The sequence below is a fragment of the Xanthocytophaga agilis genome, from assembly GCF_030068605.1.
Taxonomy (GTDB): domain Bacteria; phylum Bacteroidota; class Bacteroidia; order Cytophagales; family 172606-1; genus Xanthocytophaga; species Xanthocytophaga agilis.
Genome location: NZ_JASJOU010000011.1, coordinates 313,812 through 339,357 on the forward strand (window position 1 = coordinate 313,812; position 25,546 = coordinate 339,357).

Genomic DNA, 25,546 nt, shown 5'->3' on the forward strand with positions numbered 1-25,546 from the left:
GTTCCATTTGTATGCTTGAAATATTAAACAGAAACTTGCAGTCTAATTATTCTTTACTTGTATGCGTAAGCTTTCAATGGATGAGCTTAACCGACCTTCGGTTGAAGCCTTCAAAAATACAAAAAAAAATCCCTTCATCCTCCTCCTTGACAATGTTCGTAGTGCTCACAATGTGGGCTCAGCCTTTCGGACTGCGGATGCTTTTGCGGTTGAAAAGATCATGTTATGTGGAATCACTGCTACTCCTCCTAACCGGGAAATTGCAAAAACTGCATTAGGGGCAACCGAATCTATTGCATGGGAGTATTCTGAAACCAGTGAAGAAGCAGTGAAAAGATTAAGAGATGAAGGCTATCTTATTGTAATACTTGAACAAACCGAAGGAAGTATAAATCTAAATCACTTTACGATTTCCTCTGATAAAAAGTATTGTTTTGTTTTTGGAAATGAAGTCTTTGGGGTAGACGAGAAACTACTTCCGTTGGCAGAAGTCAGTGTTGAAATTCCACAATTTGGAACTAAGCACTCCTTGAATATTTCTGTAAGTGTAGGTATTGTATTATGGGAGTGTTCTCGTCAGTTGTTATCATAAACCGATTTAATTGGTAGTAATAAGACAGAACACAGAAAATAATAGAATACTGAAGATAAAAATTACATAAATTAAGCTCATTAGTTGATTAATATCATTTGCTTAACAAAGTCCTAATCAATAGATTTGCTTCGGTACATTTAGTAAAACAGCAAAGTCATTCTACATTTAAAGCATATCCTTATGAAATCCAAGAAAGCTGGTAAAAAAGACATCGCAGCAAAAATTCTAGATAAAATCCAGGAAGTTGTAGCGGAAATCCATCCTAAAGTAGCCAAAGATATTAAGAAGTCTATCGAAAAAAGTGCAGTCAAGATAGCCAAGAAGGTTAGTAAAGGAGCCAAAAAAGTTAAAAAAGCAGAAAAGGCTGCAGAAGCGAAAATAAAAAAATCTGTAAAAGCAGCCAAAAAGGCAGCAATCAAAGCAGAACCTAAGAAGGAAGCAGTTGTTAGTACACCTGTTACCAAGACACCAGCACCAACAATAAAAGCTGAAAAGCCTGAGGTTGTACCCCCTGTTGCAAAAGAAGTAAAAACAGAAAAACCAGTTACTCCGGCAAAAGATAAACCAGTTCCGGCAGTTGCGACTAAGGCTAAACCAACAACACCTGCAAAAACAACTCCTGCAAAAAATACCAAGCCATCGACAGACACAACAAAAACGGCTTAAAAAGAAATAAATTCAAAAGCTCGCAAATGCGAGCTTTTGAATTTGTACAGGTATGTATCTCTTGCTATGTGAACCAATTTATTTAAAATGTTATTAGTTTTACAAGGCCAATAGCATGTCCAATTATTATCTTTTGCTATACAGATATGATACAACGTCCCTTCAACCTTCAAACCTGGATTGACGAAAATCGCCACCTTTTAAAGCCCCCTGTAGGTAATCAACAAGTATATAAAGCCAATGAAGACTTTATTGTAATGGTTGTTGGAGGTCCTAATTCCCGCAAAGACTTTCATGATGATGCCGGTGAAGAGCTTTTTTATCAACTGGAAGGTGAAATTACCTTAAAGATTGTCGAAAATGACCAGGTAGTAGATATTCATCTAAAAGCAGGTGATATGTTTTTGCTGCCACCTCATGTTCCCCATTCTCCCCGCCGGACAGCAGGCTCTATTGGCTTAGTAGTAGAACGTTACCGCAAACCTGAAGAACTGGATGGATTTCTTTGGTTCTGTGAAAATTGTGGACATAAACTTTACGAAGAATATACTCCTGTCAGTGATATTGTTGGACAACTGCCTGCAATCATGGACCGATTCTGGGCATCTTCAGAGTTACGTACCTGTAAACAATGTGGAACATTCATGGAGAAACCCAGTTAGTATCTGTTGTTATAAAAAGATATCTTCCACTTATCTATTTTAAATTCATATGCAGGCTACAGCACATACTTCATCAATCTGGACAATTGATAATTTTCTTTCTGTTCAGGAATGTGATGATCTGATTGCATTTAGTGAAAAAACAGGATATGATGAAGCGGAAGTAAGTTTATCATCAGGATCACAGATGATGAAGTCTCTCCGAAACAATTATCGGCTTATATACACAGATGAGATTTTGGCTCAACAACTGTGGGAAAAGATAAAGAATTATGTTCCTGAGCAGATAGAGGATTCTCAGGCAATTGGCTTGAATGAGCAATTTCGTTTTTATCGTTATGAAAATGACCAGCGTTTCAAACGACACATTGATGGACGTTTTCACAGAAATGATCAGGAAGAGAGTCGTATCACATTTATGATTTATCTGAATGACAATTTTACTGGAGGAGAAACTGCATTTGACAATATATCTATTCTACCTGTCAAAGGAAAAGCATTATGCTTTATCCATGAGCAAAAGCATGAAGGATCTCCCGTGACATCAGGTATCAAATATGTATTACGTTCAGATGTGATGTATAAAAGAATATAAAATCACCCTTTCTCTATGATATCCAGTATCACTTATGAAAATAGTCTCGATTTTGCTCAAAAAATGGATGCATTAGATTCATTAAAACAGTTTCGCAACTATTTTCATATCCCTCTTATACATAATCAGGAAGCTATTTATTTATGTGGTAACTCTCTTGGTTTACAACCCAAAGCAGCCCGGAATACGATTGAACAGGAAATGCTTCATTGGCAAACCCTTGCCGTAGAAGGTCATTTTCTAGGCAAACAACCCTGGCTTACCTACCACAAACAATTTCGTCCTCTCTTAAGTAATCTAACAGGCGCATTACCACATGAAGTAGTAGCCATGAATAACCTGACTACGAATCTGCATCTTATGATGATATCTTTCTATCAGCCTACTTCAGATAGATATCTCATCATTATGGAAGCAGGGGCTTTTCCATCTGATCAGTATGCAGTAGAGTCGCAGGTGCGCTTTCATGGTTTCGATCCCTCAGATGCTATTATAGAAATTAAGCCACGAGAAGGTGAGCATATCCTCCATACAGAAGATATAGTCCAAGCTATAATCAATCCTGAAAACAAACCAGCATTGGTTTTATTTGGTGGCGTAAACTATTACACTGGACAAGTTTTTGACATGCAGGCTATTTCTAAAGCAGCGCATGAAGCAGGTGCCTATGTAGGATTTGATCTCGCACATGCTATTGGTAATGTTTCACTACATTTGCATGATTGGGGAACAGACTTTGCAGTCTGGTGCAGCTACAAATACCTCAATTCCAGTCCCGGTGGAATTTCTGGCGCCTTTGTACACGAACGACATGCCAGCAATCCTGATTTGCCGAGACTTGCCGGATGGTGGGGATATGACGAAGCCACCAGATTTCAAATGAAAAAAGGATTTATTCCTCAACATGGGGCTGATGGCTGGCAATTAGCCAATGCGCCTATCCTACTAATGGCAGTTCATCGTGCTTCACTAGATATCTTTCAGGAAGCAGGTCTGGAAAACTTAAGACAAAAAAGTATTCTGTTAACAGGCTATCTGGAATTTCTTATTCAAAACGATCCTATACTCAATCAGACTCTACATATCATTACTCCATCTAATAGTAAAGAACGAGGTTGTCAGTTATCCATGCTAGCTGCGATAAATGGCAAACAAATTTTTGACAAGATTACAGATGCAGGAGTTATCGGAGACTGGAGAGAACCTAATGTTATTCGTTTGTCTCCTGTACCATTATATAATAGTTTCGAAGACATTTATCGTTGTGGCGAAACTTTAAGTAGGTGTGTACGGGAAGTAAACATTATATAAGTGATTGGTCAAATAGTACAGACTCCAATCAGTTCTATTATTTATCTAATTAAAAATCAAGTCATTGAAAAATATCACCATACTGGGAGCAGGCTTAGTAGGCTCTTTATTAGCAAGTTTATTGGCCAGAAGAGGACATCAGGTACAATTAATAGAAAAACGCCCCGACTTGCGAATTAAGAACTGGGAAGATGGACGTAGCATTAACTTGGCGATGAGTGAAAGAGGTTGGCAAGCCATGCGGGCAGTAGGCGTTGAAGAGCAAGTGAAAAAATTTGCTATACCTATGTATGGCAGAATGATACACGATACCAAAGGAAATCTTGCCTTTCAACCCTATGGAAAGGATAATCAATGCATTTATGCCGTTTCCCGAAGTCTGCTTAATCAAACATTAATGAATGAAGCAGAAAGACATGGAGTACAGCTTGTATTTGAACACAAATGTACCTCTATCGATTTGCAAAAAAACACATTGGAAATAACGCGTATTACACCAAATAAAGCAGAATCAGAGGAAAAGTCCACTCTTCAGCCTGACTTGATATTTGGATCGGATGGAGCCTTTTCTGCTGTACGATCAGCTATGATGAAAAGACCATTGTTTAACTACTCACAGGATTATATTGAACATGGGTATAAAGAGTTAACCATTCCTCCTACTGCAGATGGCAACTGGGCAATAGAACCCAATGCACTTCACATCTGGCCTCGTGGACATTTTATGCTTATTGCATTACCTAATCCTGATAAAACATTTACCTGTACATTATTTTTTCCTTGGACAGGGAATCCATCCTTTGAACAACTTCAAACAAAACAACAAATCCTACATTTTTTTGAAGAAACATTCTCAGACATCCTTCCTCTTATGCCAGATCTTACTGAGGAATTTTTCAGCAATCCGACATCTGCATTATTAACCGTTCGCTGTTTCCCCTGGACCTACAAAGATAAGGTGGCTCTAATTGGAGATGCAGCACATGCCATCGTTCCTTTTTTTGGACAGGGAATGAATTGTGGTTTTGAAGATTGTGTTGTACTGGATGAGATTATAGATCAATATAATAATGACTGGAATACAATTTTATCAGTATATGAGAAATCACGTAAGTCAAATGCTGATGCAATTGCGGAATTAGCTCTACAAAATTTTGTAGAGATGCGCGACAAGGTAGCAGATCCTCGCTTTTTACTTCGTAAAAAAATTGACGCTCACCTTAACCAGCTTTTTCCAGATCAATGGATACCATTATATACTATGATATCCTTTACTACTATCCCATATTTCGATGCACTGGAAGTTGGGAAACAACACGATGCTATTCTGGATAAAATTATGGAAATCGAGGGAATTGAAGACAAATGGCAAACTATTGACTATCAATCGTTATTAGGAGCTGACTAAAAAAAATAGGTTGTCCGAAACGAACAACCCATTCCCCTAACCAAACAAAAGTATATGAAGAAAACTTACTTTTTGCAAATGTATGTTGCCTGCATAACATTTCTGTTACTGTAATTTTAAATCTATATTATTTGTAAGATAATCCTTCAGAAAGTAACCATTATGCAGGAAAAAACTTTTATTTCAGAAAAAAATTCAATATGGCATCAAATATAGGACTTTACCAGGATGTAGTAATAGATACCGCATTATTATTACAGAAAAAAACAACCATCTTATATTCAATTTATTACATTACCTCATATAATAACCACGTATTAGCAATATCCTAGAACAAATCTAAATATTCCCCTTATTAATAACTCCAAGCAATAATAATGCCGCAAATATATAAGTTTGGCTATATGTATAAAATATAACCTGCCAGATTTATAGATAAATGAACTATCTATCAAAACTGATGTGTTTACAAAGAGTTAAAATATATAGATTGTTCTATAAACATAGCTAATAAAAATCCTTAAGCAACCCATTTAGTCATTTATGACTGGAAGGTTGTTACTGTTCATGTATGTTTCTCCTGTTAGATAACTTTGATTCATTTACCTATAACCTTGCAGATTACCTATTGCAATGTAGAGCGGAATATCATATTGTACGAAATAATGTATCGGTAGAGGAGATTATTCAACACGATTATGAAGCTATTGTGTTGTCTCCTGGCCCTGAGACCCCTCAAAAAGCAGGAAATCTCCTTCAAATTATAGATTATTATATATCCAGAAAACCAATTTTAGGAATTTGTCTGGGGCATCAGGCGTTGGGACAATACTTTGGAGCAAAGTTAGTCAGAGCAGAACAACCCATGCATGGAAAGCTTTCGTATATACAGTGTATTTCTGAAGACAAATTATTTACAGGTTTACCTACTTATTTATCTGTTGTAAGATACCACTCTCTAATTCTATCAGATTTACCGGAGGCATTGGAATTGTTGGCATGGACAGAAATGAATGAACCTATGGCATTTAAACACAAATCACTGCCTATCAGAGGCATACAATTTCATCCAGAAGCAGCACTTACCGAATATGGGTTGCAAATGATAAATAATTGGGTAAACTTTGTCCGGAATTATTGAAATATTGTCCTTTTGCGCTATTTTGCGCCAAACATTGAAAGGCAAATTGCGCAAAGTTTTTGTTTATCTACAACTATTTTCATATACTCAATTTGTCATTCATACATGATAGAATTAATGAACTGTTAACAACTGACTTATGAATTTTACCATTAAAGAATCAGCAGGATACCAGTATATTGACGAAGGCCAGGGAGAAGTACTGCTATTATTACATGGTCTTTTTGGTGCTTTAAGTAATTGGGAAGGGGTAATTAATGGATTTTCATCCAATTATCGGGTGGTTATTCCTCTAATGCCCATTTATGAGATGCCCTATAAAGAAGCTAGTGTTGATGGGTTATCAGAATTCATTGAAGGATTTATTGCCCATAAAGATTTGCATGACTTAACTTTGTTAGGAAATTCGTTGGGAGGACATATCGGATTGGTATATACATTGAATAACCCTCATAATGTAAAACGACTTGTATTAACAGGCAGTTCAGGATTATTTGAAAACTCTATGGGAGGTTCTTTTCCCAAGAGAGGAAGTTATGATTATATCAGAGAAAGAGTTGGATATACTTTCTATGATCCAAATACAGCAACAAAAGAGTTAGTTGACGAAGTATTTGAGATAACTAACAGCATATCCAAATGTATGAATATTGTGGCTATTGCCAAGTCAGCGCAGCGCCACAATATGGCAGAAGAAATACCGAAGATTACCGTACCAACTTTATTAGTGTGGGGTTTAAATGATACTATTACTCCTCCACATGTAGCACACGAGTTCAACAGGTTAATGCCTAACTCTGAATTACGTTTTATTGATAAGTGTTGCCATGCACCAATGATGGAGCAACCCTATCTGTTTAACAGGATACTTACAGAATGGCTAACTGTCGAAAAAAATGTTGAAAAGGTGCTTCACTAACAACTCGAAAATTATCTACCTGCGGCAAGGTTTTTGAGACATAATTCTATATCTTAACAAGTAAGATAAGCAGCACTGCAATCTAATTACATACAGTATTGGGATATGTTTTTATTAACAAATCCAAAAAATATTACGAATGAATTTTATTAGTGACAAACAACAGGAAATCAAGTAATTATTTAGTTAAGATTGTTAAAGGTTAATTCTTTGATCATGCTCGCTTATCCGATAGATATTACGCCTAAAACTATGATAGCCGAAGAGTTTCTCAACCGAATGATTCCCCTTTTAAAACCTACAGACTCTGCAACATTTGCGTTGGATTGGATGCAGGAGCTTCATTTGTTTCAATTGCCTGTGGTGAATGATGGTGAATACTTAGGATTAGTAAGTCAATCTGTATTAGTAGAGCAACCCGCAGCAAGCCTGGCAGAAATTACCCTGGAAGCTCAGGAAATATATTCATTTCGTCACGAACCCTACCTAGATGTATTAAAAACAGCAAAGCAGAATCATTTGCAGGTTATAGCTATTGTAGATACAGATCAAAGTTACGTAGGCACTATTGTAGTAGATGAAACACTTGCTTTCTTTGCACAGTCACAGGAACAAAGTCCTGGAAGTACACTTGTGCTTTTGATGGAAGAACGGGATTATTCTCTAACAGAGATTAGCAGGCTGGTAGAATCCAATGACGCAAAAATTGTGAGTAGTTATGTAAATACATATCCTTATGATAAATCTAAGATACAGCTAACCATCAAGATTAACCGGATGGACATTACACGTATTATTGCAACATTTGAGCGCTTTGAGTATGATGTAATTGCTAAATATCAACATGAAAGTGGGCATGATGAAGACAAAGAACGTCTTGATATGTTGCTAAAATATCTTAGCATCTAATCTTTTCCAATACTGACAATATCAAAAGTTTGTTTCATTTAGTATCCTGAGCAACATTTATACTATTAAATATCCCCAGTAATTTTTATTTGTTTATCCATTAGAGTGTATAACCAACAGGATAAGCAATAAACCGAAATACAGACAAATGAAGATTGTCATCCACGGAAGAAACTTTAAAGAAGAAACCAAGCCATATATTCAGGAGCTTTTTGATGAACTGACAGACCGTGGTGTTGAAATACAGTTATCTGAACCATTTGAGCTTTTTTTACAAAAAATGGGTATCCAGAAGAAAGAAACGGCTATATACAGCAGCCGAAGTCAGATCATGGACGCCGATTTTTTTTTCAGTATCGGAGGAGATGGTACATTACTGGAAGCTATCACTCATATTGGCTCAAGACAAATACCTATACTTGGTATCAATACAGGTCGTTTGGGCTTTTTAGCAACTACAGCACCTGAGAAAGCAGGAAATGCTCTTGATAATCTATTTAATGGTCATTATACATTTGATGATCGAACAATGATTCATCTGGAATCAGACAGAGATCTGTTTGAGGGTTTGCCATTTGGTCTCAATGAATTTACCATAACACGACGAGACACTTCTTCAATGATTACTGTCCATACATTCATTGATGGTGAATATTTAAATTCGTATTGGGCAGATGGCCTTATTGTTTCTACTCCTACAGGTTCCACAGCCTATTCACTAAGTTGTGGTGGTCCTGTAGTTTTGCCACAGTCCAGTAACCTGATTATTACTCCAGTAAGTCCTCACAACCTAAATGTACGCCCACTAGTAGTTTCTGATTCTAGTGTAATTTCATTTGAAATCGAAGGAAGAAGCCGTTATTATTTGGTTTCGTTAGATTCCCGTTCCCGCGCTGTAGATTCTACAGTGCAATTAGCCGTACGCAAAGAGAACTTTAAAGCACGTTTGGTAAAAATGAATCATGAAAATTTCCTCTATACTTTGCGTAATAAATTGAATTGGGGGTACGACGTAAGAAATTAACGTTTTATTTGAATTTTTAAAGAATTATATTTATAAATTGCGCTTTGAAATTCAGGTATATTGATAATCAATGCCTTTGCCTCATACAAGGCATTATCATATAATAGAACGATCTATGTTTAGAAGACTTTTACTCCTATGTTTGTTCATTAGCACACTCACTGTGAGCAAATTACACGCCCAGCGATTTACAAAAAGCAAACAATACTGGAGTATTGGGGGCAGCATCAATGCAATGAACTATTTTGGAGATATTACTCCTGCGGAGAACTTTACCAGTACAGATCTTAAGTTTACCCGTTATAATATTGGTATTCATGCCATACATCGCATGACACCTCGGTTCAGCACCCGATTTGCATTCAATTATGGTCGTCTTCGGGGTGATGATTACGAATCTCAAAAACCTACAGATAAAAATGCCATTTTCCGTTATCTGAGGAATAATTCCTTCAGAACTAGTATCTACGAACTTTCAGTTGTAGGGATGTTAGATCTTGTGGAAAACCGTCAAAGCTATCTTCGCAGGCCAGAGTTTGTGCCCTATCTATTTGGAGGAGTTGCAGGATTTTATTTCAATCCGAAAGCTCAGGAACCAGGCAATCCTGGAAACTGGGTAGCATTGCAACCTTTACAAACAGAAGGAAAATCCTATTCATTGTTTCAGATAGCCATTCCATTTGGAGTAGGTTTTCGTTATAAAGCTTCCACACGTTGGGATGTATCTTTTGAAATTGGTTATCGCTATTTATTTACAGATTACCTGGATGATGTGAGCGGCAATTATGCAGATCCAGCAACATTGAAAAGCGATCTTGCCCGCAAAATGGCGAGCCGTTCCGCAGACCCAAAATCAGCAGACGGAATTGATCGTCAACTAGGAGGAGATGGGAATACCATTGGAGTGTTGGATAGAGTAGGTTATAGTATATTACCATTTGAGAGTGGAAATATACAATATCAGGCAGTACAAGGATATGCAGCAGGAGATAAACGTGGCAGCCCAAAAGAGAAAGACTGGTATCTGATTACAGGTTTCCATATTAACTACATCCTTGTGAAAGGAGTAAGATGTCCTAAGTTTAGATAAGCAAGAGAGAATAACTATAAAACAAAAGAGGTCCCGCAATGGACCTCTTTTGTTTTATAACCTACACAATGACTTTTACATAAACCAAAAATAAAATATAGGCTCTTAAAATTTATTGATAGATTTGTCGTTGTAACTTACAAAAAGAAGCATATCTGTCAGACCAGAATTGGTTATACACAACAACTTGCTTATAGTTCATTTGATCACAAAACTTAGTAAAGCGTTGGCTCATTCTCACTCAACACATTCTATCAGCTCTCGATTGTATAAAATAGCGGTTTGTATATACGCAGTTTTGCTTATTTCCAGTATTAAAGTTCAGGCGCAACATATTGAAGTAGGTGGAGGAGTAGGTGCCATGTTATATAAAGGGGATATATTAACTAATATAGATCCCAGATATTCGAAATTAGGAGGACAACTGTTTTTACGCCATACACCAGGAAAAGCTGTAAGCTTCAAATATGCAGTACTGGCAGGAAGTATTTATGGATCTGATGAAAAAAGGAAGAATGATCCATTAGCACAAGCAAGAAATCGTACATTTAATAGTTCTATCCAGGAGCTATCGGTTACTATGGAATATAATTTCCTTGATTATCGCAGTAATATAAAACGGATGCCATTATCTCCTTATTTATTTGGAGGTCTGGCTCTATTTCACTTTGATCCAGCCGAAAATAAAAAACCAACGTACTCTCTTTCTGGCATTAGTATTCCGTTTGGAGTAGGACTGAAATATGTTTTATATAAAAACTGGAATCTAAATGTTGAATTTGGTGCCAGAAAGACATTTACAGATTATCTTGATAATTTAAGTGGTACAGATATTACCAATCCTACTCAAAACGGTAATCCTAAAAATAAAGATATGTACCTTTATACAGGTATTTCTATATCTTACACATTCTACAAAATTCAATGTCCTGAATTCTATTAATTTCATTCTGACATTCAGCCGTATGCCCTAATAGCATATCCAGAGTTTTACCTTCCTGATCCTTGCAGACAAATTATTTCTGAGACGTATTGTAAGATTTGTTAAAAAATCTTAAAAAAACCGGTAAATCAGTAGATTTTAGTAAATTGCGTCATTCATTCAATTCAGATTTAGCAAATTGCAGCCAGAGCATTCATTTCTGGTTTTTGTGGATCACAGCTTCAATTATTTGTGAAAGAGAAAATTAATACAGAAAAATTACCCCTTCACATTGCAGTTATTATGGATGGCAATGGGCGATGGGCCAAAAAGCAAGGGGCAATGCGTGTATTTGGCCATAGAAATGCCATCAAAGCCGTGCGGGATACAACAGAAGCCTGTGCAGAGCTAGGTATCAAATACCTGACTCTGTATGCATTCTCAACAGAAAACTGGTCTCGTCCTCAAGCTGAAGTGAATGCATTAATGGAGTTGTTAGTTTCTACAATACGTTCTGAAACAGAAACATTGATGAAAAACAATGTGCGGTTACTTGCCATTGGAAATATTCAGAATTTACCAAAAAATTGTCAAAAAGAATTAGCAGAGGCTATTGAGATCACTAGTAGAAATACAGGTCTTTCATTAGTGTTAGCACTAAGTTATAGTGGTCGCTGGGAAATCACAGAAGCAATTAAGCAAATTTCAACCAAAGTTGCATCTGGAGAATTATCTGTTAATGAAATTACAGACCAAGTAATCAGCCAGCACCTAACCACCAAAAATATACCCGATCCGGAGTTACTCATTCGTACTAGTGGAGAAATGCGTATCAGTAACTTTCTTTTATGGCAGATTGCCTATACAGAATTATTTATTTGTGATACTCTCTGGCCAGATTTCAGAAGAGAAAATCTGTATGAAGCAATATTAGCATATCAGCAAAGAGAACGTCGTTTTGGAAAGATCAGCGAGCAAGTCAATGCTTGATTGGCTTGAATATAATTTACTGTCCCTAAACCAGACATAACCAAAATTAGTCCAGGCTGGCCTTTATATAATCAGTATACACATATTTATAAATAATACTCCTCGCAACAGACCGAACGAGCCAAAGATTACTATATACAATCATGCGTAAAATTATTCTTCTGTTTTTCTCCTGCTGCTTTGCTGTAACTGCCTATTCTCAGATAGCTCCTTCAGGAAGTAGTACATCTAATAATGTCGATATTAACTATAATAGACCAAAAGAATATGAAATCGCAGAGATCACAGTAACAGGTATCCAGTTCCTGGATCCTAATTCTATGATATCCGTTTCAGGTCTGAAGGTTGGAGATCGCATTACTGTACCTGGTGATGATATCAGTTCAGCTATCCGGAAAATATGGGCATTAAGTTTGGTCGGAGACGTTGATATTAAAGCAACTAAAATTGAAGGTGATAAGATATGGTTAAATATCCATCTAACTGAACGAGCAAGGTTAGCGAAGTTTTCTTTTAGAGGAATACGAAAAGGAGAAAGTGATGCATTAACAGATAAAATAAAACTAATCAAAGGAAAGATTGTTACAGATGCACTTATTAAAAACACACAATTAGCAGTTCGCAAGTATTTTGTAGACAAAGGCTTCATGAATACTGTAGTGAAAGTAAATCAGGTACGTGATACAAGTCTTCCTGGAAATTCTGTAACTCTCATTTTCAATGTAGATAAAAAACGTAAAGTAAAGATCCACGAAATTGAATTTGACGGAAATTCTATCTTTTCAGATGCCAAGCTCCATAAAAAATTAAAAAAGACAAAAGAGAAAAAGATCTACCACATCTTTACCCCATCTAAATACATTGCATCTCAATATGAGGAAGATAAAGAAAAACTAGCTAATTTCTATAGTGCTAATGGTTATCGTGACTTCCGCATTATCTCAGACACAGTCTTTGCCCATAATAGCAAAACCATTAATATTCATATGAAGATAGAAGAAGGAAAGAAATACTACTATCGAAATATATACTGGGAAGGAAATTATTTGTATTCAAATGAACAGCTGGCAAGTATTCTTAAAATTAAAAAGGGAGATGTTTATAATATAGAGGATCTGGAGAAACGCCTTAGATTTAACCCAACAGGAGAAGACATCACATCCCTATACATGGATTATGGTTATTTATTCTTTGATATTCGACCTGAAGAAATTTCTGTTGTTAATGACTCAGTAGACGTATTGCTTCATATAAATGAAGGAGAACAAGCTACCATTAACAAAGTAACACTAGCAGGAAATACCCAAACCAGCGACTATGTAGTATTACGCGAACTTCGTACAATTCCAGGACAAAAGTTTAGCCGTCGGAATATTTTAAGAACACAACAGGAGTTAGGTGCACTACAATTCTTTGATCCACAAAAGATTAATCCAAATATCCAGCCTAATCCATCTGATGGAACTGTAGATATTGAATGGCAGGTCGAAGAGAAGCCAAGTGACCAGATTCAGTTATCTGGTGGCTGGGGAGGTGCTGTCGGATTTGTAGGTACTGTAGGTTTAACATTCAATAACTTTTCTAGTAGAAAAGTATTTGATCGTCAGGCGTGGAGACCTGTACCAAAAGGAGATGGACAACGGTTATCCTTACAGGTACAGGCTAATGGAAAGTCCTTCCAGAACTATTCTATCTCATTTAGTGAGCCATGGTTTGGAGGCAAAAAGCCAAATACATTAAGTTTTAGCGTTTCACACTCTATTAACAGCAACAACTTCGGTAAAACGCTTCAAAACTACTATGCAAGATTAGGAACCTCTGACGGATCTTATCGCGCATTGCAGATTACCTCATTTACAGTAGGTCTGGCAAAAAGGTTAAAAGTACCTGATGATTTCTTCTCATTGAGTACGTCATTATCTTACCTGATATACAATAATATTAACCAATATAGCCAAACCTATTATGGAACAAACTTCCCTAGTGGTGTATCACACAACGTTACATTAAATGCTACTCTATCCCGTAGCAGTATCAGTGATTTCCAATACCCTCGTAGTGGTTCTTCAATCTCTTTAAGTGCTACTTTCACTCCACCTTGGACTACATTGGGAGTATCGAGCGAGAGCAGTCGTCTGGTGGAATATCACAAATGGATGTTCGACTCTCAATGGAATATTAGCCTTATAGGTAAACTGGTATTACATACACGTGCACACATGGGCTTTATCGGACGTTATCGTTCAGATGTAGGCTATACACCATTTGAACGTTTCGTATTGGGAGGTTCTGGTATGGTTGGTATGCAGGGTGGTGGATTCCTATTAGGCCGTGATATCATTCCTCTACGTGGATATGATGAACAAAAAGTAGGTCCATTAAACAGTAGTGGAAACGCAACAGGAGGTATTGTATATAACAAGTATGTTACAGAACTTCGCTATCCTGTCACAACCAGCCAAACAGCAACGATTTATATGCTTGGATTTATGGAAGCTGGTAATAACTGGGGTTCATACAAAGAATTTAATCCATTTAACTTACGTCGCACTGTAGGAGTTGGCGCAAGAATATTCATGCCTGCCTTTGGCTTAATTGGTATTGACTTTGGACAAGGACTTGACCCTATTCCAGGTATATCAAACAATGGATTAAAAACATTTATATTCTCTATTGGACAACAAATCCGTTAATTCAGATAGTAGAAGGTCTTAAGTTACCGTCAAAGGCTTTCTACTATAAAACACTAGTTAAAGTAGAATAAAAATACGCTGTTAACGTTAGTTAATTCGATAAATAAGCGTAAATATCCGTTTAAAGCGTATGCAAAAAATAATATTTGGTCTCATATTTGCATTATTAGTTGTATCAGATGTACTGGCACAAAAGTTTGGCTACATTGATACAGATTATATACTAAGCAAAATGCCAGATGCTCAGAAAGTCCAAGGTGAACTAGACGCAGCTTCAACCAAATGGGAAAAAGAGATAAAAGATCGTCAGATGGAGATAGATAAAATGGAGCAGGACTATCGGGCAGAGGAAGTACTTTTGACAGATGCTATGCGTCAGGAAAGAAAACAATCCATTGAAAATAAACGAAAGGAAGCGATGGATTACAACAAGAAAGTATATGGTCCGGAAGGATTATTATATCTGAAAAAGAAAGAGCTAATGACACCTCTTCGGGACAAAATATTTGAGGCGGTTAATAAAGTTGTGAAAACCCGAAAACTGGAATTCATGTTTGACAAAGCAGCTGATTTAATAATGATCTATGCAGATCCCCGACATGATTATTCAGATTATGTTTTAGAGGAATTAGGACTGGGAGATAAAGATGATAATCCAAATAAGAAAAAATAGAGTACTATACTTAGATACAATAAACCAGCACACAATCAATTATTTATTATACTGAACGCTAAATTTAAAATCAGTTATTACCCTTTCACTCAATTTTAATTTATTCCAATGAAAAAAACATTCATTATTCTTGCTTCGATGTTGTTGGCACTGGGAGGAAGCATCATCACTCAGGCACAAAACCTTAAAATTGGCTACGTAGATTCTCAATCTGTATTGGAAAAGCTGGACGAAGTCAAAGCAGCCAACGCTCAATTACGTGAATTTGCTGCTATTAAAGATAAAGAATTAAAAAAAGACGCAGATGACTTTCAGGCAAAAGTAAAAGATGCAGAAGATAAGTTTCAGTCTATGACACCTCAAATGCAAGCAGCTACTCAGAAAGAGCTACAAGCCTTACAAGAAAAACTTCAGATTAAACAACAATCTGCACAAAGTGAAATTTCTAATAAAGAGAAACAATTATTCGAGCCTATTCAAAAACGTATTCAGGATGCTATTAAACAGATAGCAACAGATGGTAGCTATACATATGTTTTGGATAAGCAAGTTCTATTCCACTCCCCTACTACTGATGATTTATCAGATGAGGTAGTGAAAAAACTACAGGCTACTAAACCTCAAGCGGCAGCAACTCCAGCCACAACAAAACCTGCTACAACACCAGCAACAACTAAACCAACTACAACACCTAAAAAATAAGCCAGGTATTGAAGGCGGTTTCAAAGAGTGAAAGATCTCTTTAAACAAAAACCACAAGATTTATTCTAATAATCTTGTGGTTTTTTTATTTTTACAAGAATGAGCAACAAATACAAGTAAAAATATGTTTCAGATAAACTAGAACCCATCGCTTTTAGTAGCATACATGGATAGATTTTTACTATGGCTTACAAATCCGAGCAACAATCCGCAGCCAAGCCTTCACTGCCAGGACTCTTTACACACCGTAAAGACCCTTATCAGTTTATGCTATATCTGGGATTTGGTGGAAGTAGCCTGATATTTTTATTGCTTGTAATATTATATATCATTCGTAAAGGAACTCCTGGTTGGTTAAGTTTTAACATCCCCTCAATTTTCTGGATCAGTTCAACGTTTATTATTTTAAGTAGTGTCTCACTCCATTTGGCAAACAAAGCATTTAGCCAAGATCGCTTTACACATTATAAATGGTTTCTAGCATCAACACTTGATTTAGGAATTCTATTTATTATTACTCAGATAATAGGCTGGAAGACATTGTTTCAGGAAGGCATTGTTATTCATAAAAGTACAGCAGGAGCCTTTTTATATATTATATCAGGACTTCATCTACTCCATGTACTGGGTGGGCTTATTTTTCTAAGTATTTTATTGGTCCAGGCTCTCAAACGAACCACATATATAGATAGTTTTATTTATAGTGTGAACCCTCCCAACCAATTCCGCTTATTACTTATCAGCCAGTATTGGCACTTTGTCGATATTTTATGGATACTACTTTTCCTCTTTTTCTTATATCAGCAATATTTCTGAAAATCTATCGATTTTGAAATAACCAGATAAGGAGTTAATATTGGAGCTATTTTCATGGTTTGTTTGGTATATTTATGTTAGCATGTATACTTTTTCTTAATTACTTCTTACTCTTTCTTTCTACTTACCCTATACTAAAAGTCCGATCATTTCGAGTCGTACTTCTAATTGCCACAATTGGCTGGTCTACCCAACTAATTCTTTTTACAGAAGTTCTGAGCCTATTTCATTCTATTACATTCATTAATGTGTTAATTTGTTGGCTCAGCTCATCTATACTATTGATATTCTTTTTAAGAAAAACATTCTTCTTAACACTTACAGAGTTTAAGGGGTATATTATTCTTTTATATAAGGCTCTCTCTATCTATGAAAAAGTACTTATTTTTTCTATTGGAAGCTTATTAATCTTATTATTTGCAATTGGTTTGATGACCCCACCTAACACCTGGGATTCAATGACTTATCACATGGCAAGGGTTATGCACTGGATTCAGAACCAAAGTGTAGATCATTATCCTTCTCACATTATACGACAACATTATCAACCCCCCTTTGCGGAATATATCATTCTTCATCTCCAGTTACTAAGTGGAACGGATCAGTGGGCAAATTTGGTACAATGGAGCTTTCTTATAGGTATTCTTATTAGTGTCTCTCTTCTTGGAAAAGAACTTGGAACAAATAGGACTACTCAGATTGTCAGTATGTTTCTTGCAATAACTTTACCATTAGCAATTCTGGAAGGCAACAGTACACAAAATGATTTAGTCAGTTCCTTCTGGGTATTAACTTGCGTGTATTTTATATTGCAATTACGCAAACTTTCTTCTTTTGTTTTAGCAGCTATATGTACAGGTTTAGCCCTTAGTATTGCAGTATTTACAAAATCAACATCTTATTTATGGTTATTTCCTTTCTGTTTTTGGATGGGCTTTTATCTGCTATTTATTCAAAAACAGTTCAGGTATGTCATCTCCCTGATAACAATACTATTAATAAGTATATTACTCATTAACACGGGCCATTTCTATCGAAATCACAAAATTTATGGACATATATTAGGAGGGACTTCTCAAGAAAGAGCATCTTATGTAAATGCATCCCATACTCTTCCTAAATTAACATCGAATGTCATTCGAAATATAGATCTCCATCTACGAACTCCTTTTTACTACTGGAATCGGTCAATAAGATTAGCCACATTAAAAATACATCACTGGCTAGGCTTAACAATGCATGATCCTGATATTACTTATTTTAGCAGTGGTAATTTGCCTTTTTATGAAAGCTGGCGTGATTTTGATGAAAGTGCCTCTGGAAACTTCTTTCATTTTCTCTTACTAATCTTCACATGTTTTGCCTTCCTGAAGTATAAGAATGATCTATTCTCTAGCAACAGGATAGCCTATCTTTATCTGGGAAGTTGTATTATCACATTTTTTCTCTTCTGCATTTATTTAAGATGGCAAGAATGGCATGTGCGGTTACATTTACCATTATTCTTATTATTTATGCCATTGTGCGCAATTATAATAAGTCAGCGAAAAGCCATCAACACTAGCGTAATTATTGTATTATTGTTTTTTGCTCTACTCTGTATCCTTTTTAATAATAATAAGCCCATTATTCCGAATAACTACAACCAGTACTACACTATCTACCGAAAAAGCTACAAAGAACTTTACAATAAACAAAGCCATCAATATCAGAAAATAGGAAACTATATTTCATCCTTGGGTGTGAATAAAGTTGGATTGATTTTGGGTATCAATGATGGAGATTATCTTTTCTGGATTTTTTTACAAGATGCGTCAAAATCACAAATAACTATAAAACATATTAACATAGAGAATCCAAGTAAAGTACTTGAAAGTACTGCATTCATTCCAGATTGCATAATATCCACGAAGAATGATACAGATACAATCATTGTTAGAAATGAGGTTTATTCAAAAGTAAAAGACATTGTTCCTGCTCATATATATAAATTAATAAAGTGATTATTGTTCGACTAAATGGAGGCCTGGGAAATCAATTATTCCAGTATGCCTTAGGAAGGCATTTATCCATAAAACATAAAGTTCCTTTTAAATTAGACATTAGCTGGTATAAAAAAGGTATTAGAGAATATGGACTTATCCATTTTACCATATCAGAAGAGATTGCAACACAAAAAGAGATTGCATCTGTTACTCATATGACCAAAAGTTTATGGAACCGTTTAAATCGAAATCTGATTCAACCTATACTTCCATATTATAAAAGATACATTGTACTAGAAAAACAATTCGCTTTTGATCCCAGAATACTAAATACAGCTTCAACTATATATTTGGACGGATATTGGCAAAATGAAAAGTATTTCAAGGATATTGAAGATCTTCTGCGAAAAGACCTTCAGTTCAAAGAACCATTGGATCAGCAAAATCGTATAATTTCTGAGACTATCACTCAAAAGAATGCGGTTAGTCTGCATGTAAGACGTGGTGACTATGTGTCAAACCCAGAATATCAGCAAGTATTTGGAACATGTGATATTGATTATTATCATAAAGCTATCCACTGGATAAAAGATAATGTATCTGATCCTCATTTTTTCATTTTTTCAGATGACATTGAGTGGACTGTCAATAATATAGATATACCTTTTCCATTTACTGTTATCAATCATAATAAAGGTAGCCAAAGCTATAAAGATATGCAACTGATGAGTTTATGTAAACATCATATAATCGCAAACAGTACTTTTAGTTGGTGGGGAGCCTGGCTAAATCCAGATAAAGAGAAAAAAATTGTTGCTCCTAAGAAATGGGCAAATATAGATAGTGAAAGATCTACACATATAGTACCACTTGACTGGCATCAACTCTAAGAGAATGTAATTACATATTGGTTGTTAACAACACAATTCTGAAAAAACTCTAACTACAAAATTCTTATTGATTGACACAAATACAGAAAATACTAATTTCAGTTGTTATCGCAACCCATAATCGAGATTTTTATCTTGACAAAGCTATTTATAGCCTATCTATTCAAACATTAGCAAAGGAAAGTTATGAAGTAATTATTATTGATAATGCTTCTACAGATAAAACAAAAGAAATTGCTGAAAAACATCTTACCAGCAATAGTCTAAATCTGCATTATGTCTATAGTTCAGAACCAAGTGCAAACAAAGCCCGTAATATAGGCTGGCAAAAAGCTCAGGGAAAGTACGTAGTATTTATGGATGATGATGCAATAGCTGTACAGGAATGGCTTGAAAGAATAGTTTCTGGCTTTCAGAATGTCTCTCCCTCTCCAGGCATTATAGGTGGTAAGGTTGTTCCTATCTGGGAAAAGGAACCACCAGACTGGTTACACCCCAAATTATATGGAGCATTGTCTTTAATTGACTACAGCCCAGAGAAAACTTTCCTTGATAAAAAGCTCCCTTTTAGTGTTAATATGAGTTTCCAAAAAACGTTACTTGCACAATATGGCGGATTTGATATAGCACTAGGTCGTAAAGGAGATAAATTGCTTTCTGGTGATGAAACAGCAATAGCTATCAGAATACGTAATGCCGGCTATAAGGTTTACTATGACCCTGCTATTGAAGTAGGTCATCATATACCCAGTGGCCGACTTAACCAATCATGGTTTACCAAACGATATTACTGGGGTGGCTACTCAGATGCTCTTATGTGGAGAATACTGGAAAAACCAACACCCCTTCAATGGGTAAAACAATTGGGTACATATATCTATGGTTTCCTACGTAATCCATCCCATATTTTTTATATAAGAAAAGAAACATACAACCCGGAAGTATTTTGGTTCAAATGTATAGTATATGCACGGATAGGCTATATTCGCGGATTGTTTGACTCCAGTAAAAACTCATAGCTTGAAAACGCCTGTATTATTAATGATATTCAACCGTCCGGAAACAACAGCTCAGGTTTTTGAAGCTATCCGGAGAGCAAAGCCCAGGCAACTGTTCATAGCTGCTGACGGCCCTCGACCTGATAAAGAGGGTGAAAGGGAATTATGCCAAAAAACACGGAAAATAGCAACCCAGGTAGATTGGGATTGTGAAGTACAAACTTTGTTCAGAGAGGATAATTTGGGTTGTGGTGTTGGTCCAGCAGAAAACATAACATGGTTTTTTAAGCATGTAGAACAAGGCATCATACTGGAAGATGATTGTTTACCAAATCCAAGCTTCTTTTCTTTTTGTGAAATCCTTCTGGATTATTACGCTGACAACCTTACAATAGGGCAAATAGGAGGGTATACATGCCTGCCTCATCAGGCAATAACAAATGGATCTTACTATTTCTCTAAATACTTTCTTATCTGGGGATGGGCAACATGGAAAAATCGCTGGCAGGAATATAGCTTTACAATCAAGGATGCGGATGCGATTGTAAAGCAAAACATTATTGAAAAGAAAAGCGCATCTCAGGCAGAGAAAGCCTTCTGGCACCGAAAACTGGAGATGTTAAAAGGTGGAAAACGAAAAGATATCTGGGACTATCAATGGATGTTTGCCAATTGGTATTTGAACAGAATTTCCATATTTCCTACTGTAAATCTGGTGTCTAACATAGGATTTACAGCTGATGCAACCCATACGACACAGGTTAATAAACAAATTGCCTATCTTCCTACTCAATCAATGGAACATATCACACATCCATTTACGATTACAGAAGATAAAAAAGCTGATTATTTCACTTTTCATAAATCTGGTTTCTTCTTCCTTCCAACCTGGAAAGACAAATTACGTTGGACACTAAAAAAGATATTGCCTGCAAAGGCGAAAAACGCATTAAAACAAGTGACTAAATGAAGATTGGATTCGCGGTACATTTCTTTGATTTCCGTAATGATGTCAGAAAAGTTATTCAACTCGTAAATCAACAACATGAAGTAGTACTATTTGTAAGAAAAGCTGATGAAGATATTATTCGACAGCATGCTGGTAATGCAGAGATACGTATAGTAGATGAGCATAAAAATAGCTTTATCAATAAAATATGGGACAATCTGTTTCGATTCTTTGGAAAACTTCCTAAAAGTCGTCAGAACTTTTATCTGATGGAGTATTTTAAGATCTCATTAAGCGAAAAAGAGAATGTGCAACAGAAAGCTTATTCGAGACTTAATCTGAGTATGAAGCTCCCCCGATTTCTTAGCTATGATACCTATTTGAAAAATATCAGTTACAAACGAAATACTCAGATTGATGATATCGATCAGTTTATCTGTTTTACTGATATCAGTGACAGTTACTTTTTTTCCCGCTTGATCCAGGAAAACAAAAAAGTTAAGGTATATGTATACAGCTGGGACCACCCTTGTAAACATGTAAAATACTCGGAACAGGTACGTTATCTGGTATGGCATGAAGGATTAAAGCATGATCTGATTGATTTGCAGAATATAGAATCGGCCAAAATTCAAATTTCAGGATCATCTCAGTTTGCTTATGTTTATGAGTTTCTGCAACAACCACCTGCCCCAACTCCTTATGACTTTAACTATATCTACTTTGGTTGTGCAATTGGTATCCCAGTGTTAACTGTCAAAGAAATCCAGGTTATTGAGCAGATAAGTCGCTGGCTCCAAGAAATGCAATCCCCTTTAAAACTAGTGGTTCGCCCCTACCCTGTCTTGACTAACTGGAGTTATTACGAAAATCTGAAAAAGTTACCCAATGTAGTTCTGGATGATCAATTCCGTTCCAAGAATCTCTCAGTTGGGGAAGAACAGATTTATGAAAAGTATAATAAGATTACACATGCAGAAGCATTCATCCATTTAGGGACTACCATGGGACTTGAAGCTTGCTTTATCAATACACCTTCTGTAATCCTGGATTTTCCAGAATTTTTAGGCGGAGGTATCTTATCCCTTCATAACTTTGTTCATCAGTTTCAGAACGATAAGTATCTGATGAGCATGAACGCGCCCAATATTGTTCACTCTGCAGAAGAATTTAAGGTATTTGTTCAAAAGCTTCAAACTAACAAACAAGACTTGCTTACCTACAACAAGCAGGTAGTAAAACAGATTAAACTTAAAAGCTTTGGAGAATTTGCACAGGACCTGGTAGCAGGATAATCTATTAGGGTTTGATCTATTCTCATACAATACACATGATCACATCATTCAAAATATTTCTTGTTGCATTCTGGAATTACTTGCTCAATAGATGGATTATGTTTATTCCTTTTCATAGTATACGAATGTTCTTTATCCGACGTGTGCTTTTGAAAGTAGGCAAGAAAAGTAACGCACTAATGGGGTTGGAAATTCGTAAAGGGAAAAATATCTCTATTGGTGATCATTGTGTGATTAACAGGAATGTACTCCTGGATGGCAGAGGAGGACGACTTACTATTGGCAACAATGTAGATATTGCACAGGAAACCAATATCTGGACACTGGAGCATGATGTACATGATGATTATCATCGGGATAAAGGTGGATCTGTGACCATTGAAGATTATGTATGGATTGCCTCACGTGTCACCATTCTACCTGGAATTACTATTGGCAAAGGGGCAGTTGTAGCGTCAGGAAGTATAGTCACAAAAGATGTCCCAGCTATGAGTATTGTAGGGGGTATACCAGCCAAGGTTATTGGGCAACGTAACAGCAAATTATTGTATCAATTGCATCACCAACCCTGGTTTCAATAATTAAGAGCAGCTTAATGAACAAAAAGATACTTTTTCTTCCAGACGCCGGGCCAAATAATCCCTTTCAGTATCAACTCATCGACTTTTTAAAGAAAGATGGCTTACAAGTTGCCAAAGCGCCTTCCGGGCGTTTTCTGGCTACTTGGAAGGCTATCCGTATTCATAAACCAGATGTTGTTTACTATGACTGGATACAAAGTTTTATTCTGGGCAAAACACTGCTTATTACACTACTGAAATGTTTCCTATTCTGGTTTGAAATTCAATACCTTATTCATATACGAAAAACACCAATTCTCCACACTCTACATAACATGCGTAATCATGCAGGGAGATGGACAAAGATAGAGCATGTTATATATAGATATTTTTTGCGTCGGTGTTCCAGAATCAGAGTATATTCTGATTCTACCCGTCTGAAAGCATCACGATTTTTCAAGATTCCGCTGGATAAGATATATGTCATTCAGGATGTTCCTTATCATCACTACTATCCCAATACAGCTACTCGGAAAGAAGGACGTACTAATTTAAATTTTAGCGATACAGCCTTCATTTATCTCTTTCTGGGGATGGTAAAACCGTATAAAGGACTGGAAGAATTAATCAAAGCATTCAAAGAGTTGGAAGGAGAAGATACCTATCTGGTTATTGCAGGAAAGGGAGATTCAGTTTTATATGAAAAAAGTATTGAGCAACAAATTGACAGTCACCCACGCATTGTATTTCATAATGCATTTATTGCCATTGACCAGGTACAATACTATATGAATGCGGCCAATGTGGTAGTGTTACCTTTCAAAAATATTGAACACTCGGGATCTGTTGATCTGGCCCTTTCGTTTGGTAAACCAGTCATTACCAAAGAAACTATATTTCTACAAAGGCTATTGCACCATCAGCAGGAACTGTTTTTCAGAAAAGGTGGAAAAAGTCTGTTGAAAACCTTACAAAAAGCGCAACAAATCGATATAGCAAAGGTTGGACAAAAAAATTATCAGGTAGCAGAACAATCTAATTACAAAGACCTTCTGAAGTTTTTCCGCGTATAAAGTCCGTATGAATATTTTTTGTGAAAAGAAACAGAGTACTTGTTATGGATCTTCCAGAGTATACTCAATGGCAACCACTTTCTGTTTATTCCATTCAGTCACTGTTGGGTAAACTAGACTGGATCTTAGCAGGAGGGATTGCGTTAGAACAGTTTCTAGGTTATACCTATCGTCCTCATGGAGATATTGATATTCTTATTAAAAGAGAAGATCAGTCCTTACTAAAAAACTATATTTCTTCCGAACGGATCTTTGTAGCAGATGGACAGGGTCATCTCCTCCCCTATCAGTCTGAAACATATTATACTCATCCTATTCAGGATATATGGATACTGGATGAAACTCACATCAGTTGGTGTCTTCAAATAATGTTGATTGATATAAAAAATTCCTGCTGGGTCTATAAAAGGAATACCCAGGTTCAATTACCCTATACAGATATCTTCTTTGAGAAAGATAGACTTAAGATCCTAAAACCAGAAATACAACTTCTCTACAAATCCAAAGCTATTCGGGGTAAAGATCAACTGGATTTCGAAAAAGTGTTCCCCCAACTAGCTCCCACAGCCAAACAATACTTACAGAATTCTCTTACAATCTGTTATGGAGATAATCATCCCTGGCTACAAACAAAATAGAGAGCTATCTTTACAGATAGCTCTCTATTTTACTATTTCGTG

25 protein-coding genes are annotated in these 25,546 nt (G+C 36.1%); all 25 read left to right on the forward strand.

The features are described from left to right. The first annotated feature begins 61 nt into the window (after window positions 1-61). The 25 genes from QNI22_RS27380 to QNI22_RS27500 all read left to right on the forward strand — a co-directional run bounded on the left by QNI22_RS27380 (window position 62) and on the right by QNI22_RS27500 (window position 25,504). On the forward strand, window positions 62-592 hold the full coding sequence (locus tag QNI22_RS27380) for an RNA methyltransferase (protein WP_314515708.1): 531 nt from the start codon (window positions 62-64) through the stop codon (window positions 590-592). 183 nt (window positions 593-775) lie between these two features. Beyond that, window positions 776-1,261, forward strand: a complete 486-nt coding sequence (locus QNI22_RS27385) for a hypothetical protein (protein WP_314515711.1) — start codon at window positions 776-778, stop codon at window positions 1,259-1,261. Window positions 1,262-1,407: 146 nt separating this feature from the next. Beyond that, window positions 1,408-1,923, forward strand: a complete 516-nt coding sequence (locus QNI22_RS27390) for a 3-hydroxyanthranilate 3,4-dioxygenase (protein WP_314515712.1) — start codon at window positions 1,408-1,410, stop codon at window positions 1,921-1,923. 49 nt (window positions 1,924-1,972) lie between these two features. Next, on the forward strand, window positions 1,973-2,518 hold the full coding sequence (locus tag QNI22_RS27395) for a 2OG-Fe(II) oxygenase (protein WP_314515713.1): 546 nt from the start codon (window positions 1,973-1,975) through the stop codon (window positions 2,516-2,518). Window positions 2,519-2,533: 15 nt separating this feature from the next. Next, a complete protein-coding gene (kynU, locus tag QNI22_RS27400) occupies window positions 2,534-3,829 on the forward strand; it encodes a kynureninase (protein WP_314515716.1) in 1,296 nt (431 codons plus the stop codon). A gap of 64 nt (window positions 3,830-3,893) precedes the next feature. Further along, window positions 3,894-5,237, forward strand: coding sequence for an FAD-dependent oxidoreductase (locus tag QNI22_RS27405; protein WP_314515718.1), 1,344 nt, complete (start codon window positions 3,894-3,896; stop codon window positions 5,235-5,237). A gap of 571 nt (window positions 5,238-5,808) precedes the next feature. Then, window positions 5,809-6,378 (forward strand): anthranilate synthase component II, encoded by a 570-nt coding sequence (locus QNI22_RS27410; protein ID WP_314515721.1) that lies wholly within the window; start codon window positions 5,809-5,811, stop codon window positions 6,376-6,378. 139 nt (window positions 6,379-6,517) lie between these two features. Further along, entirely contained in the window at window positions 6,518-7,297 is a 780-nt protein-coding gene (locus QNI22_RS27415; RefSeq protein ID WP_313982777.1) for an alpha/beta fold hydrolase, read from the forward strand. A 252-nt stretch (window positions 7,298-7,549) separates the two neighbouring features. Further along, complete coding sequence (locus QNI22_RS27420; protein ID WP_314515724.1) at window positions 7,550-8,206, forward strand: CBS domain-containing protein; 657 nt, start codon at window positions 7,550-7,552, stop codon at window positions 8,204-8,206. A gap of 148 nt (window positions 8,207-8,354) precedes the next feature. After that, window positions 8,355-9,230 (forward strand): NAD kinase, encoded by an 876-nt coding sequence (locus tag QNI22_RS27425; RefSeq protein ID WP_313982774.1) that lies wholly within the window; start codon window positions 8,355-8,357, stop codon window positions 9,228-9,230. Between the two features lie 163 nt (window positions 9,231-9,393). Next, entirely contained in the window at window positions 9,394-10,320 is a 927-nt protein-coding gene (locus QNI22_RS27430; protein WP_314515726.1) for a DUF6089 family protein, read from the forward strand. Between the two features lie 202 nt (window positions 10,321-10,522). Further along, entirely contained in the window at window positions 10,523-11,263 is a 741-nt protein-coding gene (gene porG / locus QNI22_RS27435; protein ID WP_314515729.1) for a type IX secretion system protein PorG, read from the forward strand. Between the two features lie 282 nt (window positions 11,264-11,545). Next, window positions 11,546-12,232 (forward strand): isoprenyl transferase, encoded by a 687-nt coding sequence (locus QNI22_RS27440; RefSeq protein WP_419836247.1) that lies wholly within the window; start codon window positions 11,546-11,548, stop codon window positions 12,230-12,232. A gap of 143 nt (window positions 12,233-12,375) precedes the next feature. Beyond that, on the forward strand, window positions 12,376-14,925 hold the full coding sequence (bamA, locus tag QNI22_RS27445) for an outer membrane protein assembly factor BamA (protein WP_314515735.1): 2,550 nt from the start codon (window positions 12,376-12,378) through the stop codon (window positions 14,923-14,925). Between the two features lie 130 nt (window positions 14,926-15,055). Beyond that, window positions 15,056-15,598 carry an OmpH/Skp family outer membrane protein gene (locus QNI22_RS27450; RefSeq protein ID WP_314515738.1) on the forward strand — a complete coding sequence of 181 codons (543 nt, stop codon included), beginning with the start codon at window positions 15,056-15,058 and terminating at the stop codon, window positions 15,596-15,598. A gap of 108 nt (window positions 15,599-15,706) precedes the next feature. After that, entirely contained in the window at window positions 15,707-16,300 is a 594-nt protein-coding gene (locus QNI22_RS27455) for an OmpH/Skp family outer membrane protein (protein WP_314515739.1), read from the forward strand. Between the two features lie 183 nt (window positions 16,301-16,483). Continuing rightward, the gene (locus tag QNI22_RS27460) at window positions 16,484-17,116 is read left to right on the forward strand and encodes a cytochrome c oxidase subunit 3 (protein WP_314515742.1); all 633 of its coding nucleotides are present in this window, start codon (window positions 16,484-16,486) and stop codon (window positions 17,114-17,116) included. 281 nt (window positions 17,117-17,397) lie between these two features. Continuing rightward, window positions 17,398-19,119 carry an ArnT family glycosyltransferase gene (locus QNI22_RS27465; protein ID WP_314515744.1) on the forward strand — a complete coding sequence of 574 codons (1,722 nt, stop codon included), beginning with the start codon at window positions 17,398-17,400 and terminating at the stop codon, window positions 19,117-19,119. Further along, complete coding sequence (locus tag QNI22_RS27470; protein ID WP_314515747.1) at window positions 19,116-19,991, forward strand: alpha-1,2-fucosyltransferase; 876 nt, start codon at window positions 19,116-19,118, stop codon at window positions 19,989-19,991. Before QNI22_RS27465 ends, QNI22_RS27470 begins: the two co-directional genes overlap by 4 nt. Before the next feature lie 71 nt (window positions 19,992-20,062). Then, window positions 20,063-21,010: a glycosyltransferase family 2 protein gene (locus QNI22_RS27475; RefSeq protein WP_314515749.1), complete on the forward strand. Its 948-nt coding sequence runs from the start codon at window positions 20,063-20,065 to the stop codon at window positions 21,008-21,010. A gap of 1 nt (window position 21,011) precedes the next feature. Beyond that, complete coding sequence (locus QNI22_RS27480) at window positions 21,012-21,959, forward strand: nucleotide-diphospho-sugar transferase (RefSeq protein WP_314515750.1); 948 nt, start codon at window positions 21,012-21,014, stop codon at window positions 21,957-21,959. Further along, window positions 21,956-23,233 carry a hypothetical protein gene (locus tag QNI22_RS27485; protein WP_314515753.1) on the forward strand — a complete coding sequence of 426 codons (1,278 nt, stop codon included), beginning with the start codon at window positions 21,956-21,958 and terminating at the stop codon, window positions 23,231-23,233. The genes QNI22_RS27480 and QNI22_RS27485 overlap by 4 nt, the downstream gene beginning before the upstream one ends. Before the next feature lie 35 nt (window positions 23,234-23,268). After that, complete coding sequence (locus tag QNI22_RS27490) at window positions 23,269-23,814, forward strand: acyltransferase (RefSeq protein ID WP_314515755.1); 546 nt, start codon at window positions 23,269-23,271, stop codon at window positions 23,812-23,814. Between the two features lie 14 nt (window positions 23,815-23,828). Then, a complete protein-coding gene (locus QNI22_RS27495) occupies window positions 23,829-24,866 on the forward strand; it encodes a glycosyltransferase (protein WP_314515756.1) in 1,038 nt (345 codons plus the stop codon). A 44-nt stretch (window positions 24,867-24,910) separates the two neighbouring features. Beyond that, window positions 24,911-25,504, forward strand: coding sequence for a hypothetical protein (locus QNI22_RS27500; RefSeq protein ID WP_314515757.1), 594 nt, complete (start codon window positions 24,911-24,913; stop codon window positions 25,502-25,504). The last annotated feature ends 42 nt before the right edge of the window (window positions 25,505-25,546 follow it).